This window comes from Actinoplanes sp. NBRC 101535 (genome assembly GCF_030269225.1).
In the GTDB taxonomy this organism is placed as follows: Bacteria; Actinomycetota; Actinomycetes; order Mycobacteriales; family Micromonosporaceae; genus Actinoplanes; species Actinoplanes rectilineatus.
In genome coordinates this window covers 572540-589139 of sequence record NZ_BSSY01000003.1, presented here as the reverse complement: position 1 = coordinate 589139, position 16600 = coordinate 572540, and the positions used below count along the sequence as shown (strand labels likewise).

Annotated in this window: 14 protein-coding genes and 1 pseudogene; 8 read left to right on the top strand and 7 right to left on the bottom strand. The window is 71.3% G+C overall.

Annotated elements, in window-relative coordinates; all coding sequences use genetic code 11:
- The 4 genes and pseudogenes from QSK32_RS11650 to QSK32_RS11640 all read right to left on the bottom strand — a co-directional run bounded on the left by QSK32_RS11650 (window position 1) and on the right by QSK32_RS11640 (window position 2174).
- Entirely contained in the window at window positions 1-483 is a 483-nt protein-coding gene (locus QSK32_RS11650; protein ID WP_285471866.1) for an SUKH-3 domain-containing protein, read from the bottom strand.
- Window positions 480-1208: a hypothetical protein gene (locus QSK32_RS11645; protein ID WP_285471865.1), complete on the bottom strand. Its 729-nt coding sequence runs from the start codon at window positions 1206-1208 to the stop codon at window positions 480-482. The genes QSK32_RS11650 and QSK32_RS11645 overlap by 4 nt, the downstream gene beginning before the upstream one ends.
- A 93-nt stretch (window positions 1209-1301) precedes the next feature.
- Window positions 1302-1403, bottom strand: a pseudogene (locus QSK32_RS45490) (RHS repeat-associated core domain-containing protein); the annotation flags it as partial.
- A gap of 105 nt (window positions 1404-1508) precedes the next feature.
- Entirely contained in the window at window positions 1509-2174 is a 666-nt protein-coding gene (locus tag QSK32_RS11640; protein ID WP_285471864.1) for a TetR/AcrR family transcriptional regulator, read from the bottom strand.
- Between the two features lie 95 nt (window positions 2175-2269).
- Between QSK32_RS11640 and QSK32_RS45710 the strand changes: the two genes are divergently transcribed.
- On the top strand, window positions 2270-3304 hold the full coding sequence (locus tag QSK32_RS45710) for a medium chain dehydrogenase/reductase family protein (RefSeq protein ID WP_045741276.1): 1035 nt from the start codon (window positions 2270-2272) through the stop codon (window positions 3302-3304).
- Between the two features lie 26 nt (window positions 3305-3330).
- Here the strand turns inward: QSK32_RS45710 and QSK32_RS11630 are convergent, their stop codons facing one another.
- Window positions 3331-4269: an EamA family transporter gene (locus tag QSK32_RS11630; protein ID WP_052720278.1), complete on the bottom strand. Its 939-nt coding sequence runs from the start codon at window positions 4267-4269 to the stop codon at window positions 3331-3333.
- A gap of 38 nt (window positions 4270-4307) precedes the next feature.
- Here QSK32_RS11630 and QSK32_RS11625 point away from each other — a divergent pair, with 38 nt between their 5' ends.
- The 4 genes from QSK32_RS11625 (at window position 4308) to QSK32_RS11610 (ending at window position 10402) form a co-directional block, all read left to right on the top strand.
- Window positions 4308-4862, top strand: coding sequence for a CGNR zinc finger domain-containing protein (locus QSK32_RS11625; protein WP_083448883.1), 555 nt, complete (start codon window positions 4308-4310; stop codon window positions 4860-4862).
- A 144-nt stretch (window positions 4863-5006) separates the two neighbouring features.
- Window positions 5007-6782, top strand: a complete 1776-nt coding sequence (locus tag QSK32_RS11620; protein ID WP_083448884.1) for a stealth family protein — start codon at window positions 5007-5009, stop codon at window positions 6780-6782.
- Window positions 6775-8322, top strand: a complete 1548-nt coding sequence (locus QSK32_RS11615; protein ID WP_083448885.1) for a stealth family protein — start codon at window positions 6775-6777, stop codon at window positions 8320-8322. Before QSK32_RS11620 ends, QSK32_RS11615 begins: the two co-directional genes overlap by 8 nt.
- 1 nt (window position 8323) lies before the next feature.
- Window positions 8324-10402, top strand: a complete 2079-nt coding sequence (locus QSK32_RS11610) for a glycosyltransferase family 4 protein (RefSeq protein WP_285471863.1) — start codon at window positions 8324-8326, stop codon at window positions 10400-10402.
- Between the two features lie 48 nt (window positions 10403-10450).
- Here QSK32_RS11610 and QSK32_RS11605 read toward each other — a convergent pair whose 3' ends face one another.
- Window positions 10451-12463: a PIG-L family deacetylase gene (locus QSK32_RS11605; RefSeq protein WP_285471862.1), complete on the bottom strand. Its 2013-nt coding sequence runs from the start codon at window positions 12461-12463 to the stop codon at window positions 10451-10453.
- Window positions 12464-12699: 236 nt separating this feature from the next.
- Here QSK32_RS11605 and QSK32_RS11600 point away from each other — a divergent pair, with 236 nt between their 5' ends.
- The 3 genes from QSK32_RS11600 to QSK32_RS11590 are packed head-to-tail and all read left to right on the top strand — an operon-like array spanning window position 12700 to window position 15883.
- A complete protein-coding gene (locus tag QSK32_RS11600; RefSeq protein ID WP_285471861.1) occupies window positions 12700-14205 on the top strand; it encodes an ABC transporter substrate-binding protein in 1506 nt (501 codons plus the stop codon).
- Window positions 14202-15140: an ABC transporter permease gene (locus QSK32_RS11595; RefSeq protein WP_045741280.1), complete on the top strand. Its 939-nt coding sequence runs from the start codon at window positions 14202-14204 to the stop codon at window positions 15138-15140. Before QSK32_RS11600 ends, QSK32_RS11595 begins: the two co-directional genes overlap by 4 nt.
- Complete coding sequence (locus QSK32_RS11590; protein ID WP_285471860.1) at window positions 15137-15883, top strand: ABC transporter permease; 747 nt, start codon at window positions 15137-15139, stop codon at window positions 15881-15883. Before QSK32_RS11595 ends, QSK32_RS11590 begins: the two co-directional genes overlap by 4 nt.
- On the opposite strand, the gene QSK32_RS11585 is transcribed toward QSK32_RS11590, so the two are convergent.
- Window positions 15866-16579, bottom strand: a complete 714-nt coding sequence (locus QSK32_RS11585; RefSeq protein WP_045741282.1) for a GntR family transcriptional regulator — start codon at window positions 16577-16579, stop codon at window positions 15866-15868. The genes QSK32_RS11590 and QSK32_RS11585 overlap by 18 nt on opposite strands.
- Window positions 16580-16600: the final 21 nt, after the last annotated feature.

The window sequence follows — 16600 nt, the reverse complement described above, 5'->3', positions numbered from 1 at the left end:
TCAACCGTTCCATCGTCTGGAAACGGAGCCGAGCCAACGCTTCCACGGACCCGGTTCACCGACCAGCAGACTCTCCAGCGCCTGCATCGGGGAGGTCGCGACCTCCCTCTCGTGGAATTCCGTGAAGACGATCATGACATGTCCACGATCGCCGACCCACAATCCGTTCTGCGAGTCCCACACGCCCATAGGACAGAACGACTGCTGGTACTCGGACTCCCATCGCTCCGGCGGATCCCAAAGGTGAAGAGCCTCCGTCGGGTCGAGTTCGAGGGGGGGCTTGTATCGCCCTCGCCCCAGCACCTTCAGGCCACCGAAGCTCTGCCAGAAGTCATGAGCGACCGGGGAAACGGGGATGCCCTCGGCCTCGACCGCACGAGCCCAGGAAATCGTATCCACTTGACGCTCAGGACTCCAGCCAGCAGCGGTCAGAGCCTCGGTCAGCTGATCGCTCAGCTCATAATGTGTGCTCGAGTCGCTCATTTGACCTGATCCCACTTGATCCTGAGCCAGCGTAGTCGCGGCTGACACATCAAGGCACAGAGCGGAATCGCGAAGCTGGGCCCTTCGGTTGAGTTCTTCGGCCGGATGCGCATTGCCCGCATCTTACCCCCGAAAAGGCCTCGGATACCCTCATGCCGATAGGCCTTCACCAGGCAGGCGGTCTCTGCGCAGCCGGAGTGGACATCCTTCGTCCTCTTCCGAGGAACAAGACACATATAGATACGCAATGGCAGCGGAACCTTCATCGTGGTTCGGTGGATCTCGCCGGTATAGCCGGGATACCGCCCGCCAGCACGCGTCTCGTAGACAGCAGCAACGCTGATCGTCCCCGTACCTGCCGCTGCGGCCTCCTTCTTCGTCCTGCTGCCGAGGACCGCCATGTGATCGTCGTAGCTCTGTCCGTCAAGGAGATCCTTCGGGCCAGGCTTATTCAGGTCCTTGATGGCCTCTTTGGCTGCCTTCGCCAAGCCGCCTGCGCCCCGAACCGCATTCTTGGCCTGACGGACACCGGGAACCATGCCCATGATCCCGGCGGCGCAAGCCCCACCACCGCCGGTCACACAACTGTTCGCGGTATCGATCGCTCCGGCGACCGCCGCCACTGCACCAGCTGCCGCGGCGACAACCTGAGCGGGCGGCGGCAGCACCGATGACACCATGGCAACAGTGCTGGCCACCGTGGAGATGGTGTCGGCGTTGTTCACGACCCACTTTGCCGCCGACATCGCATTGCTGGCAGCACCCGTGGCGGCCCTCTGCAGACCGTTCTTGATCGAACCCCAGAAGAGGCCATCGGGGTCAGAGAAGGTGGTCGGATTGTTGTTCGCGTAGGCGTATGGATGCAGACGTTGCGGGTCGTACTCGTCGATCTCCGGGTCGACCGAGAGGAACGCACCTGTTCTGGGGTCATAGAGTCAATCCGGAAGATCACGGAACGCATCAGCCACTACACGAGGGGTCGCGGGTTGCGCAAAGTTCGCTGTGACATACAGCCAGCTGGGGCGCTAGTCCGAACTGGACCCTGCGTTGCGCGGAGCGACATGGATCACAGTCGCGAGACGGGCCAGGGCGGCGATCATTCGGTCGTCGATGCCGGGCGGGCCGGGGAAGGCGCGAGTCACGGCCCGCTGATGAGCCAGGCCGTGCAACCCGAGCCAGAGGGCGACCGCGTCGGATCCCGGATCGTCGCAGGTGGACGCACCGACGGCGACGCAATCGGCCAGGGCGGCGGCCAGTAGCCCCAGGGCGCCGTCACCCAGTCCGCGCAGGTCGTCGTCGGTGACCGAGGCATCAGCAGCGGGTTTCCAAAGGCCGCCGAAGAGGGTGCGGTAGCGCTGCGGGCGTTCCCGGGCGAAGTCCAGGTAGGCACGGCAGACGGCCAGCAGCCGCGGCACCGGGTCGGTGGTGCTGTCGGCGGCGACGCGCAGGGCCTGCTCCAGCTCGGCGAACCCGCTGCGGGCGACGGCCAGCATGATGGCCGGCTGGTCCGGGAAGTGGGCGTAGATCGAGGGTGCGGCGATGCCCGCCCTGCGCGCGACCGAGCGCAGCGTGACCGCGCGTTCGTCGTCGGACTCGTCGAGCAGGGCCACCGCGGCGGCCACGATCTCGTCGCGCAGGCGGCCGCCCTCACCTCGGCGGTTGCGGGTCCGGGCGGTCTTCGTCGTCTCCATGCCATGACCTTACAACTGAAAACTTCCACCCGTAAGGTTGCGAGTGTTAGTTAACGGCTGTTAGTTTAAGTCGAAGCCGAACGAGGGAGCACGTCATGACCAGTCAGATCACCGAGATCGTCCTGCCGGGCAAGGTCGAGCCGAGCGGTCTCCAGCTCAGCGTGCGCCCCGCCCCCACGCCCGCCGCCGGGCAGGCACTGGTCCGGATGGAGGCGACCGGGGTCTCCTTCGCCGAGCAGCAGATGCGCCGCGGCCGCTACTACGACCAGCCCGCCTACCCGTTCGTGCCGGGCTACGACATGGTCGGCACGGTCACCGCGACCGGCGACGGGGTGGACCCGGGCATGACCGGCCGGCGATACGCCGCGATCACCAAGGTCGGCGGCTGGGCGAGCCACCTGCTGGTCGACGCGGCCGACCTGATCCCGGTGCCGGACGGGCTGGACCCGGTCGCGGTGGAGACGCTCGTCGTCAACGGGGTGACCGCCTGGCAGATGCTGCACCGCACGGCCGAGGTGCGCCGGGGCGGGACGATCGTGGTGCTCGGCGCCAACGGCGGGGTCGGCTCGACGCTGGTGCAGCTGGCCCGGCACGCCGGGATCACCGTCATCGGCACAGCCTCGGCGCGGCACCACGACACGGTCCGGGCGCTGGGCGCGACTCCGGTGGACTACCGCGACCCCGAGCTGTACGCCACGATCCGCGCGCTGGCGCCGGAGGGTGTGGACGCGGTGTTCGACCACGTGGCCGGACCGGGGCTGAACGAGTCGTGGCGGCTTCTGCGGGCCGGCGGGACGCTGGTGGCGTACGGGAACGCGTCCACCAAGGAGGACGAGGGCGGCAACTTCTGGCCGACGATCCGGCTGTTCAGCCGGCTCGCCCTCTGGAACTACCTGCCGAACGGCAAGGGCGCCCACTTCTACAACCTGTGGGCCGGCCGCCGGTTCACCATCGCCGCGTTCCGGGCGAAGCAGCGCGAGGACCTGACCGCGGTGCTGCGGCTGCTCGGCGAGGGCGTGATCACCCCGCAGGTGGCGGCCACCATGCCGCTCTCGGCGACGGCCGACGCCCTGACGCTCGCCGAGTCCCGCACCGTCGCCGGCAAGGTCGTCATCATCCCGGACGCATGAGAGGACGCGGGCTCACCGCGTACCCCCTAATGAGCGTGAGCGGGAGTCGCGGCCGGCACCGCGACCGGTTCGGCAGGGATCGCCGCGATCCCGGCGAGGATGAGCAGCCCACCGGCCATCTGCAGCGGCGTGAGACTCTCCCCCAGCACCAGCCAGGCGAAGATCGAGGCGAACACCACCTCGAGCAGGCCGACGAAGGACGCCAGCCGGGACCCGAGCCGCCCGGACCCGAAGATGCCGGTGGCGTACGCGATGGCGGTCCCGAAGACCGCGACCACGGCCAGCGACACCCACCAGGGTGCGGTCGTGTCGAGAAGGTGCACGTCACCGGTGGTGACCGTGAACGGGACCAGCCCGATCAGCCCGGCCAGGCCCAGCCCGAGCGCGCCGAGCAGCAGACCGGCCCCGGCCAGGGCGACCGGCGGCAGACCGTCGGCCGGGCGCGCGCCGACCACGAAGTAGACCGCGCAGCCGATCGCCGCGGCGAACGCCAGCAGCAGGCCGAGCGGGTCGACCGCCTGCAGCGCGCCGGGGCCGATCACCAGGACCAGACCGCCGATGGCCAGCACCGAACCGGCCAGCACGGCTGGGCGGGGCAGGCGCCGGGTGGTCACCCAGGCCCAGAGGACCAGCAGCAGGGGTGCCAGATATTCCACCAGCAGGGCGGTGGAGATCGGGATGCGCTGGATCGCCGCGAAGTAGGCGAGCTGGGTGAACGCCACGGCGATCAGGCCCATGCCGAGGATCCGGCCGCGGGCCCGCCGTAGTGCGTCCCAGCGTCCGCGCAGCGCGAACAGCACGATCGGCAGCAGGAGGAGCCCGGCGACGAGTGCCCGGGCGGTGACCGCGGCGGCCGGCGACCAGCCGGCCTCCAGCAGGGGTTTGATGAACGCCCCGGAGGTGGCGAAGGTCGCGGCCGAGACGAGCGCGGCGGCGAGCCCGATGGGGGAAGTGGAGACCTTCACGAACATTGACGCTAGGGTGGGCTGTGTGAGGAGTCAAATTGCATTTAGCCCCTGACACCGAAGAGGCTCTCGCCTTCGTCGTGGCACTCGCCAACACCGATCCCGGCGCCACCCGCACCGGCGGCGACGAACTGGACACCGTCGACGGCCTGAGCGATCTACTGACCCGGTACACCTACTCCGGGCGCATCGACCATGACGAGGCGGAACTGCGCGACGTCCGGCAGGCCCGCGACGCGCTGCGCGCCGTCTGGGTGCTGGATCGTGACGACGCGGTCCGGGCGGTCAACACCATGCTGCGCGAGGCGCGCGCCCTGCCCTACCTCACCCGGCACGACGACCAGGACTGGCACCTGCACGCCACCGACCCCGGCGCGCCGCTCGCCGAACGGATCAGGGTCGAGGCCGCGCTGGCCCTGATCGACGTGATCCGGATGAACGAGACCGGCCGGCTGCGGGTGTGCGCGGCCGACGACTGCACCGGCCTGTTCATCGACCTGTCCCGCAACGGCTCCAAGCGGTTCTGCGGCGTGCGATGCGGCAACCGGATGAACATGACGGCCTTCCGCGCCCGGCGGTCCGCAGCCGGATAACCACAGCTCATGTCGATGTTGACTGACGTTCATACAATGCTTACCCTCACTGTCCGCTGTGGCTATGCAACCCAGCGGGATCCACGGGGGACTACCGATGAACGCCTTTTTTCACGCCGCCCTGCGTCGAGTACGGAGCGCGGCATGATCGCCTTGAAGTTCTACCGTCTGCTGCCCAAGGACTACCGGCTCCGGCTCGTCCAGCTGCTGCCGGCCCACCGCCAGTTGTGGCTGGTCCGCCGGCTCACCCGACAGCGCCGACTGCCGATCGCGGCCGCACCGGGCAGCCTGGTTCCGGTCCGCGACGCCGGCCGCAAGGTCCGTGCCCGGGTGGTGCCGGACATGACCCCGGCCGCCGCCTGGACCACCAATCTGGAGGCGGTGATCGCGGTCCTGGACCGGGCCGGGATCGACTACTTCTGCATCCGCCCGGTCAGCGATCTGCACAGCGCGGTGGCCGTCCACCGGCGCGACCGCGAGCGGACGCTGGACGCTCTGCGCCGTGATCCGGAACTCACCGGTGCGGAGATCCACACCGGGACGATCGACGACGAGGGCTTCCGGTCCGGTCGCGGCCGGACCGGGGCGCAGGTCTACTTCCCGGTGACCGGCTCGTACGGGACGACCGTGCTCGGCAGCGGATCCGCCTGCGAGATCGAGTTCTGGCGTACCGAGAAGGGTGTGGACGGCGCCCCCGACACCATCGTCGCCCCCCGCCGCAACGCGGTCGCCTCGGCAATGCCCGCCGAGCCGGAACACCACCTGGTCACGCCGGTCGACCTGAACCCGTCGATGCCGCTGGACGACACCACTCCCCGGTACCGGACCCGGTCCGAGTTCGTCGCGGTGCCGGCCGAGGCGGTCCGCTTCCCGATCGACATCGTCTACACCTGGGTCGACGGCAACGATCCGGACTGGGTGGAGCGCAAGGCCGCCTCGCTCGCGGCACTCGACCCGGACAACATCAACACCATCGCGACGAACGCGTCCCGGTTCATCAGCCGGGACGAGCTGAAGTATTCGCTCCGCTCGATCGCGACCTACGCCCCGTGGGTCCGCAAGATCTTCCTGGTCACCGACGACCAGGTGCCGGCCTGGCTCGACGACACCCACCCCGGCCTGACCGTGGTCAGCCACCGGGAGTTGTTCGGGGACACCGGCGTGCTGCCCACCTTCAACTCGCACGCCATCGAGTCCCGCCTGCACCGCATCCCGGGCCTGGCCGAACACTTCGTCTACTTCAACGACGACATGTTCCTGGGCCGGCCGGTGCCACCCACCGCGTTCTTCCACGCCAACGGCATCGCCAAGTTCTTCCCCTCCAAGGCGCAGCTGGAAGCCGGCCCGGCGACCGTCTTCGACGCCCCGGTGACCGCGGCAGGCAAGAACAACCGGGTGCACATCGCCGAGCGGTTCGAGCGGGGCATCACGCAGAAGATGCAGCACGTGCCGTACGCGTTGCAGAAGAGCGTGCTCGAGGAGATCGAACAGACCCTGCCGAAGCAGGTGAAGGCCACATCGGAGCACCCGTTCCGGCACCCGGGCGACCTGTCCATCCCGTCGTCGCTGCAGCACTACTGGGCGTACCTGACCCGGCGGGCGGTGCCGGGCTCGATCAAGTACACCTACGCCGACCTGGCTCACCCGTCCACCCCGGTGCAGCTGGCGTTCCTGCTGGCCCGGCGGCACTGCGACGTGTTCTGCCTGAACGACACCGACACCGCGGCGGTGGCCTTCAGCGAACAGGCCTCGATGATGGCCGACTTCCTCCCCCAGTACTTCCCGTTCCGCTCGCCGTACGAACTGCCCGACGAGGTGGCCGCCGAACGGGCCGAGTTCAGCGCCACCCAGCTGGGCCGGGCCCGGCAGGAGACGGTTCGCCTGCCCCGCCAGGCCCTCCGGGGAGAACTGCATGTCTGAGCGGATCATCCTCCCGGTCCAGTTGGTGGACCGGACCGTGCACGTCCACCCGGACCTGACCCCGCTGCGGGTCCGCACCCTCAACCTGACCGCCGTGCAGGACGCGCTGCGCGCCGCCGGGATCGACAGCTTCGCCGTCCGCGCTCTGGACGACCGGGCCCCGGCCGTCGGGGTACGCGCCGACCAGCGCGCGGCCGTACTCCGGGCCCTGGCCGCCCTGGCCGCGAGCACCGGGGCGTACCTGTCCGTGGTGCTGCCCAAGCCGTCCGGGCGGGACCTGCTCCACGACGGCGGGGACGCCAAGGCCTGGGACAAGGCACGCGAGGCCAAGGTGCTGCGCCTGACCTGGTTCCGCACCGACCCGGCGCAGACCCTGGTGCACGGTCGCGACTACGGCTGCGACGTCGAGTTCTGGGGCACCGGCAAGGACGGCGAGCGGATCTGGGCACCGCGGCCCAACCAGGTCACCCGGGTACTGCGCCGCGACGACCCGGTGGTCGAGGCCCCGGCCGAGCCGTTCACCCGGCTGGCCGGCCCTCGGCCGGTCCTCCCGCCGCTACGGACCCGCCCGGAGATGAACACCCGGCTGCCGGAGGACATCGGCTTCCCGATCGACGTGGTCTACACCTGGGTGGACGGCACCGACCCGGCCTGGCAGCGCCGGAGGGCGGGCATCACCGGGGAGACGTACCACGCCGAGTCGGCCAGCGCGGCCCGGTTCCTCAGCCGCGACGAGCTGCGGTACTCCCTACGGTCGCTGCACGCCAACGCCCCCTGGGTGCGCAAGGTCTGGATCGTCACCGACGAGCAGACCCCGGCCTGGCTGGACACCGCCCACCCGGGCGTTCAGGTGGTCAGCCACAAGGAGATCTTCGCGGATCCGTCGGTGCTGCCGGTGTTCAACTCGCACGCCATCGAGAGCCAGCTGCACCACATCGACGGCCTGGCCGAGCACTTCCTCTACTTCAACGACGACATGTTCATCGGCCGGCCCCTCGCGCCCCAGGCATTCTTCCTGGCCAACGGCCTGTCGAAGTTCTTCCTGTCGCAGGGGCGGGTGCCGGTCGGGCCGATCACCGACGAGGACACCCCGGTCGACGCCGCGCACAAGAACAACCGCCGGCTGCTGGCGGGCAAGTTCGGGCCGAGCACCGCGCAGGTGTTCCAGCACGTGCCGTACGCCCTGCGCCGCAGCGTCCTGTCCGAGATCGAGGCCGAGTTCCCGCAGGAGTGGGCGACCACCATGGCGTCCCGGTTCCGCAGCACCCGCGACCTGTCCCCGCTGTCCAACCTGTACCACTACTACGCCTACCTGAGCGGCCGGGCGGTACCCGGTTCGGTGAAGTACGGCTACGTGCAGCTGGCCGTGCCGGATCTGGCCGCCCGGCTGAGTCGCGCGCTGGCCCGGCGCGACTGGGACGCGTTCTGCCTCAACGACGCGTACTCCACCGAGGAACAGCTGGTATCGCAGGCCACCATTCTGCGCCCGTTCCTGGACGGCTACTTCCCGGTGCCCAGCCCGTACGAGAAGCGGGGCTGAGGTGCGCATCTCGTTCCTCGTCCACAATGTCTACGGAGTGGGCGGCACCAACCGGACCGTGATCAACCTGGCCACCGAGCTGTCCCGGCGGCACGAGGTGGAGATCGTCTCCATCCTGCGGCGCCTGGACCGGCCGATGCTCGACGTCCCGGATCGGGTGACCGTGACCGGTCTGCTCGACCTGCGGTCCGGGATGCCGGACACCAAGGATCCCCGGTTCACCGAGGTGTCCCGGTTGACCCCGCAGGAGGAGGAGTTCTTCCGGTTCTACAGCCGGCTCTCCGACGAGCGGATCACCAACTATCTGCGGCGTACGGCGTACGACGTGGTGGTCGGCACCCGGTCCGCGCTGAACCTCGCGGTGGCCCGGCTCGGCCGGCCCGGCTCGGTCCGGGTCGCGCAGGAGCACATGACCCAGGACATGATCCCGGCGTCGGTGCACGAGGAGATGCGCCGGTACTACGGGCAGCTGTCCGCGGTCACCGCGGTCACCGAGGCCGACGCCGCCGCGGTGCGGACCCTGCTCGGCCCGGGCGCCCCGCCGGTACTGGCCGTCCCGAACAGCGTCCCGGACCCCGCGGTGGCCCCGGCCGACAGCGACCGGCGGATCGTGATCGCGGCCGGGCGGCTGGACGCCATCAAACGGTACGACCTGCTGGTCCGCGCGTTCGCCAAGGTGATCACCGAGCGGCCGGACTGGACCCTGCGGATCTACGGCAGCGGCGGTCAGTCCCAGCCGTTGGGCACCCTGATCGCCGACCTCGGTCTGCACAACCACGTCTTCCGGATGGGCGGTTACGCACCGCTCGAGGCGGAGTGGGTCAAGGGCTCGATCGCCGCCGTCACCTCGGACAAGGAGTCCTTCGGGATGACCATCGTGGAGGCCATGCGCTGCGGCCTGCCGGTGGTCAGCACGGCCTGCCCGGTCGGCCCGGCCGAGATCATCGAGGACGGGGTGGACGGCCTGCTGGTACCGACCGGCGACGTCGACGCCATCGCCGGCGGCCTGCTACGGCTGATGAACGACCAGGATCTGCGTGCCCGGATGGGCACCGCGGCCCGGGAGAACGCCCGCCGGTACGACCCGGTGCCGATCGCCGCCGCCTACGAGAGTCTCTTCACCGAGCACCTCACCCCCGGCGGCCGGCGGGCCGGCGGGGCGACCGGCCCGGCCCGGCGGCTGCGGTCCGGCGGCCGCGCGCTCTTCCGGGTCCTGCCCGGCCTGCGAATCCGGGGCGGGACCGCCCCGGCACCGGTGGCCGGCGCCCGGCTGGACGGCGACCGGGTCGTGGTCACCCTGCCGGCCACCGGGCTGCCCCGGGGAATGACCCGGCTGGTCGCCCGGCCCCGCCGGCTCGAGGGCGTGACCAAGGCGGTCCGGGTGCCGCTCACCGGCGATCCGGAGAGCGGCTGGCAGGCCTCGTTCCCGGCCTGGGCGGCGACGTTCGCCGAGGGCCGCTGGGATCTGTACGCCGCGGACCGGCGCGACGGTCTGCACCGCCTGCGGGCCGGGCTGCTGGACCTGCGCGGGCTGATCGGCGGACCGGAGACCGCGCCGTTCGTCCGCAACGTCCCCTACCCGACCGCGGACGGATACCTGGCGGTGGCGGCCTGGCAGCGGCCGGAGCACGCCGAGTTGGAGCACCTCACGTTCGGCGAGGAGCACATCACGGTGACCGGGCGGCTCGTCGGGGGTGACTTCGGCGACACCGTGCCGACGCTGATCATGAACCGCCGGGGGGAACACGAGGACGCCTTCACCGTTCCCGGCGTCACCTGCGGCGCGGGACGGTTCACCGTCGAGGTGCCGACCGCCGCGTTCGCCGACCGTCGTCTGTTGCGGTACGAGGACTGGGACGCGTCCGTCGCCCGCGGGCCGGACGGGACTCCGGTGCCGGTGGCCCGCCTGATGGACGACGTGGTCGAACGCAAGCGGGTCTACGTGTACACGTCGATGCTGGTCGAGGATCGGCCGGAGGTGGACCTCTACGAGGAGTACCCGCGGCCGGAGGTACGGGTCCGCCCGTACCTCTCGGTCCCGAGCAGCCTGGCGTTCGCGGTCACCGACAGACCCGGCTGACGGTGCCGGCCCGGGGATCGCGCACTCGCGCGGCCCCCGGGCCTGTACCTAGACAGTGGTCCAGGGGCCGAACGCGTCGGTCGGCAGGTCGCCGTCCTGCCGGCTCAGGTGCAGCCGGCCGTCCAGTCCGTAGACGGCCAGCACACCCCGGCCCGCGGCGTCCACCGCCAGGGCCGGGGCACCGCTGATCATGCCGGGCAGCCGCCGCCACCGGGACCGGCCCTCCTTCGCCGGCGGCACCGCCACGCTGACCGTCCAGAACCGGTTGCGCTGGGCCATCACCAGGTCGCCGGCCCCGGCGTCGGTCCGGTCCAGCGCCGCGACCGGGCCGATCCCGTCGGGGCCGCCGAAGTCCGCGCCCCGGCCGCCCGGCCAGCCGTTACCCGTGTCGTGCGCCCGGTACGCCCGGATCACACTGGTCTCGTCGCGGCTCTCCGGGCCCCGGGCCGGGCTGCCCTGCCGGTACAGCAGGCAGGGCCGGTCACCGGCGGTCCGGACCGCGGTCAGGCCGCCACTGGCAACCTGCCCGGTTCGCAGGGCCAGCGGTTCCAGCGGGCCACCCACCACGGTCTGCCGCCAGGTAGCCACGGTCGTCTTGGCCGCCACGAAGACGCGGACGGTGCCGTCCGCGTCGGTGGTCGCCACCGGGACGTCCTGCAGCGGCCCCCGCCCCAGCGGCGTCCAGTCCTGCCAGACGCCACCGGACTGCCGCCGGTGGCTCAGCCCACCGCTGAAGTCCCGGACGAACACCCACAGGTCACCGGAGCCGTCCACGGTCGCAGCCGGCACCCCGGTCTCCCGCCGGTGATCCGGGTCGCCGGCGTCCGGGCCGCCCAGCGAGGTCCAGGCGGAGGCACGGCCCCGGCCGTCCACGGTCAGGAAGCCCACCTCGACGTCGACGACACCGTCCCGGTCGGTCCGGCGTAACGCGACCACCGACACCGGCCGGTCCGGCGCGGCGGCGACGGCCAGGGTGGGCAGCAGGCCCGGCTCGCCGATCAGGGCCGGGCCCCGCCAGGTGCCGGAGCCGGGCCTGCGCTCGGTCCACATCGCCAGCCGGTCGCCGAGCACCACGAACGCGGCCAGCCGGCCGCCGGGCAGCCGGGTCAGCCAGGTCGTGGTGGCCGCGTACCGCGCGGCGGTGGAGAACATGTGGGTGCTGCGGCACGGGTCCGGGCCCAGCTGGTAGTCGCCGTGGCCGTAGGGCAGGCCGGGATCCGGCGCGCCGTCCGCGCCGGCGTAGGTGGCCAGGAGGCCGGCCTTCGCCGTGGTCATCCGGGGACTCAGGTTGGTCGGCCAGAACCGGTTGGCGTAGGCCCGGTGGTACTCGACGACCGGCGGGACCGGCCGGCGGCAACCGATCCGGTGCACCGCCTCGATGGTCAGCCGGGCCGTCGCGGCGTGCTCGACATGGTCGGAGACCACCCGTCCGGGCTGTCCCCAGTCGTGCTCCGGGTCCGGGTCGAGGGTACGGATCACGGTGGGGCGGTGCTCGTCGATCAGCTCCACCAGCGAGCCGATCAGGGTCTCCCGGTCCACGTCCTGGTCCGGGAGCGGCAGGTCGAGTGGGGACAACACCGGGCTGACCACCGGCTCACCGTCGGCCATCGGCGGCACGGTGTACCGGCTGAACCCGTCGGCGTGCGCCAGGTTGACGAAATAAAGAACGATCTCCGGCCGGGCGGCGAGCCGGTCGCGTTCCACGGTGAGACCGGTGCGGAGGGTCACCGCCTGCTGCTCCCAGGGGCTGTCGACCGGCAGTCCGGCCATCCTGGCGTACGCGCGGCGCAGCCCGACGTGCCGGGCGGTCGCATAACCGGCGTGATCGGCCGGCGCCGACTCCCGGTCCGGGTCGTTGACGTCGACGTTCCGGCCGTCGCTCTCGGCCGCGGTCAGCACGATCCCGGTGACCGGTGCCCCGGCGGTGACCGCGGCGCTGATCGCCGGGTCGAGAAAGTACAGATCGTCGTCCGGGTGAGCCACGATGCTCATGGCCGTGCCCGGCCGCCACCCGTCGACGTCCTCCGCCGGCGTGAACCGGGATCGGATCCAGTTACGCATGTCCCCCGCCGTCCCTCTTGATCGAAAACGAGGGTAACGACCGGATTCCACCCTTGGCCTGACAGCACAGTCCGAGGAACCACCACCTAGACTCCACGGCGCCAAGGACGGCAACCCGGAAGCCGGTGCAATCCCGGCACGGTCGCGCCACTGTTACTCCCGGTCACGGGAGAAGTCAGACCCGGTGCCGTCGACGCTCCACCCCCAGGGACGCGATCTCCCGGAAAGGTTCCCCCGTGCTGCGGCTCTTCACAGCCGTTCTCCTGGCGTGCACGTTGAGCGCCTGCTCCAGCGGCACCGCCACCGCCGACGGCGACTCCATCGCCGTCGCGATGCAGTTCCCGCCCCGGTCCGCGTACGCCTTCGACGCCGATGACGGCGCGCTGCTGATGACCCTCGGCGTCGCCGAGACACTCACCACCGTCGACGCGCAGGCTCAGCCCGCGCCGTCGCTCGCCACCGCGTGGGAACAGACCAGCGACCCCAAGACCTGGCGTTTCACGTTGCGCCCCGGAGTCACCTTCCACGACGGTACGCCGCTGACGCCGCAGTCCGTGGTGACGGCACTGTCGTACATCACCTCGGTCAGTGCGCCGCCCCGCGCGGTCCGCGACATCGGGCTGACCGTCACCGCCGACGGCGACGACGCGGTGCTGATCAGTACCAGTCAGCCCGACCCGGTCCTGCCCCTGCGGATGAGCAGCGGCAACCTGGGGATCCTGGCCCCTTCGGCGTACGCGGCCGGCCAACAGCCCTCGGTGCTCCGGACCGCCACCGGGCCGTACATTCTGGCCTCGGTCGCGGGCGCCGACTCGGCGGTGCTGGAACGCAACGACGCGTACTGGGGTACCAAGGCCGGCGCGTCGACGGTGACGGTGCGCTACGTCACCGACCCGCAGAGCCGGGCGCTCGCCCTGCAGTCCGGGGACGTCCAGTTCGCCGAGGGCCTGCCGCACGCGGCCACCGCCCAGGTCGAGTCGGCGGGTGGGACGGTCACCGCGTACCCGGCCGCCCGCACCGTGGAGCTGCTGCTCAACCAGTCCGCCGCGCCCTTCGCCGACAGCCGCGTCCGGCAGGCGGTCACGGCGGCGATCGACCGGAACGTGCTGGCCGCCAAGGTCCTCGAAGGTGCCGCCACCCCGGCGTCCGACCTGTTCGGCTCGGCGGTGCCGTGGGGTGCGACCACCGCCCCGCAGGCTTCGGACCCGGCCACCGCGAAGCGCCTGCTGGCCGAGGCCGGTCACGGTCCGTCGTCTCCGTTGACGGTACGCCTGTGGACGTTCCCGAACCGGCCGGAGATGCCGGTGCTGGCCACCGCCATCCAGGCGATGCTGGCCGAGGTGGGGATCACCGTCGAGGTGACCGTCGGTGACTACTCCGCGCAGGAGCCGAAGATCCTGGCCGGCGAGTTCGACATGTTCCTGAACAGCCGTAGCTACCTGTCCGACTTCGCGGACGCGGCAAGTGTGCTCACCTCGGACTACACCTGCAAGGGCAGCTACAACATCGACCACTTCTGCTCGGCGGAGTTCGACGCGGCGATCGCCGGCCTGTCCGGCACCGGCGACGTCACCGCCCGGCAGAAGGTGTTCGCCCAGGCCGCGGCCATGCTCACCGAGCAGGCCGTCGGCGTGATGATCGTGCACCCGAACAACACCGCCGGCACCCGCGGCGTCACCGGCTTCACCCCCGACCCGCTCGGCGTCCGGCCGGTCCTGCCGCAGCTGCAACCCGCGGGGTGAGACGGCTGCTCCGGCGGCTGGCCCTGCTCCCGCCGGTCCTGCTGGCCGCGTCGGTTCTGGTGTTCGCGTTACCGCGGCTCACCGGGGCCGACACGGTCCGCACGGTGCTGCGGACCCGGACCGCGTCGGAGGCCCCGGACCCGGTGACACAGGCCCGGGTGGCGGCCGAGTTCGGCCTCGACGGATCCGCGGTGGAGCAGTATTTTCGCTGGCTGGCGGCCGCCTGCCGCGGGGACCTCGGTGTCTCGTTCGTCACGCGTACCCCGGTGGGATCGGCCGTCGGCGACGCCTTGACGATCTCCCTGCTGCTCACCGTCCTGGCTCTGGTCCTGGCCGTCCTTCTCGGTCTTCCCGCCGGGGTGTACGCCGCCCGACGCCCCGGAGGCATGCTGGACCGGACCGTGACCGGCGCCGGGGTGCTCGGGGTGTCGGTGCCGGAGTTCGTGCTCGCGCCGGTGCTGGTGCTGGTCCTCGCGGTGCACGCCGGGATGCTGCCGGCGGTCGGCTGGGGGACGCCGGCCCACGCGGTGCTGCCGGTGCTGACCCTGGCGGTCTACCCGGCCGCGCTGACCACCCAGCTGATACGCGCTGAGACGATCGCCGTCCTCGCGTCGCCGCACGTCCGGACCGCCCGGGCGAAGGGACTCACGGACGGCCGGGTGCTGTGGCTGCACGGCGCCCGGCTGGCGACCACGTCGGTGCTGTCCCTGTCCGGGATGTTCGTGGCCGGGATGATCGGCGGCTCGGTGGTCGTCGAGGTGGTCTTCGGGATCCCCGGGCTGGGACGGCTGCTGCACGAGGCGGTGCTCGCCCAGGACCTGCCGATGATCCAGGCCGGTGCGATGACCGTGATCGGGATCGCGCTGGTGGCGGGCGTGGTCGCCGAGGTGGCGCAGCTGGCCCTGGATCCGGTGGCGCGGGAACGGTCCCGATGAGGCGTCTCCTCATCCTTCTCCTCGTGCTGGTGTTCGGCCTCTCCTACCTGCCGGATCCGCTGGCCGTCGACTACGGCGCGATCCTGGCGCCGCCGTCGGCCGCCCACCTCCTCGGCACCGACCAGCTCGGGCGGGACGTGGCCGCCCGGCTGATCGCCGGCGCCCGGCTCACCCTGGGACTGACCCTGGCCACCCTCGCCGTCACGGCGGTGAGCGGAACCGTGCTGGGCGCGGTCGCGGGTCATCTCGGGCTGCGGGCCGTGCCGCGGATCGCGGACGTCGTCGCGGCCCTGCCGACCATCCTGGTCGGACTGATCACCGCCGCTATCCTCGGACCGGGACTGCCGTCCGTGGTGGTGGCGGTCTGCGCGGTCGGGTGGAGCCCGTTCACCCGGCAGGCGTACCACCTCACCGTCCGGGAGACGGGCCGGGAGTACGTCGAGGCGGCCCGTTCACTGGGCGCCGGCCCGGTACGCGTGATCACCCGGCACATCGCCCCCAACATCGCCGGGCCGGTGCTCGCCCACCTCTGCCTGCGGTTCGCCGGCACGCTCCTGACCGTCTCCGGGCTGTCGTTCCTCGGCCTCGGGGTGCAGCCGCCGGTCGCGGAGTGGGGCGCCATGGTGGCCGACGGGCGTACCTATCTCTTCTCGTCCCCGCATCTGGTGCTGGCGCCGGCCGTGGCGGTGGTACTCACCGCGTCCCTGGCGACAGCGCTGGGGCGCTCAGCCCTCCGCGAATAGACCGGTGTTTCGGGGTATCCCCGATACGAAACCCTGCAACCGGTGGTGGTGTACCGCGGACACCTGGGCCAGTCCCTGCTCGTCCCGGCGCAGGAAGGCGGCCAGCATCCCGGCGTGGTCGGAGTGCAGCAGCTCCCGGTCGGCGGACGTCAGGTGTGACATCGGACGCAGCGGCTCGGTCATGTTCCACGCCGCCTCCAGCATGTGCAGCAGCCGGCGCATCCGGCACGCCCCGATCAGCGCCAGGTGGAACCGGCGGCTCTCCCTGTGATAGGCGGCACCACCGTCGGCGGTCTCGATCGCCCCGTCCAGGGCCCGCAACGCGGCCCGCGCCTGCCGGTCGTCGTCCGATGTCGCCCCGGTCACCGCGGCCCGCAGCGCCGCCGACTCCAGAGCCTCCCGAACCAGGTAGATCTCGCCGAACTCCCGGGCCGTCATCATCGCCACCCGGTAGCCGCCGTTCGGCCGATGGTCCACCAGGCCCTCGCCGATCAGGGTCATCAGGGCCTCCCGCACCGGAATCCGGCTCACCCCGAACGCCGCGGCCACCGCGTCCACCGGGATCGCCGAACCCGGCGGCACCTCACCGTGCAGGATGATCCCGCGCAACTCGTCGAGGATCACGGTGTGCGGGCTGCCCGCCGGCCGGTCCGCGAGCCGCGCCAGCAGCACCGAACGGCGTCGAGGCCCAGACATGGCCGGACCCTAGTCCCCGTT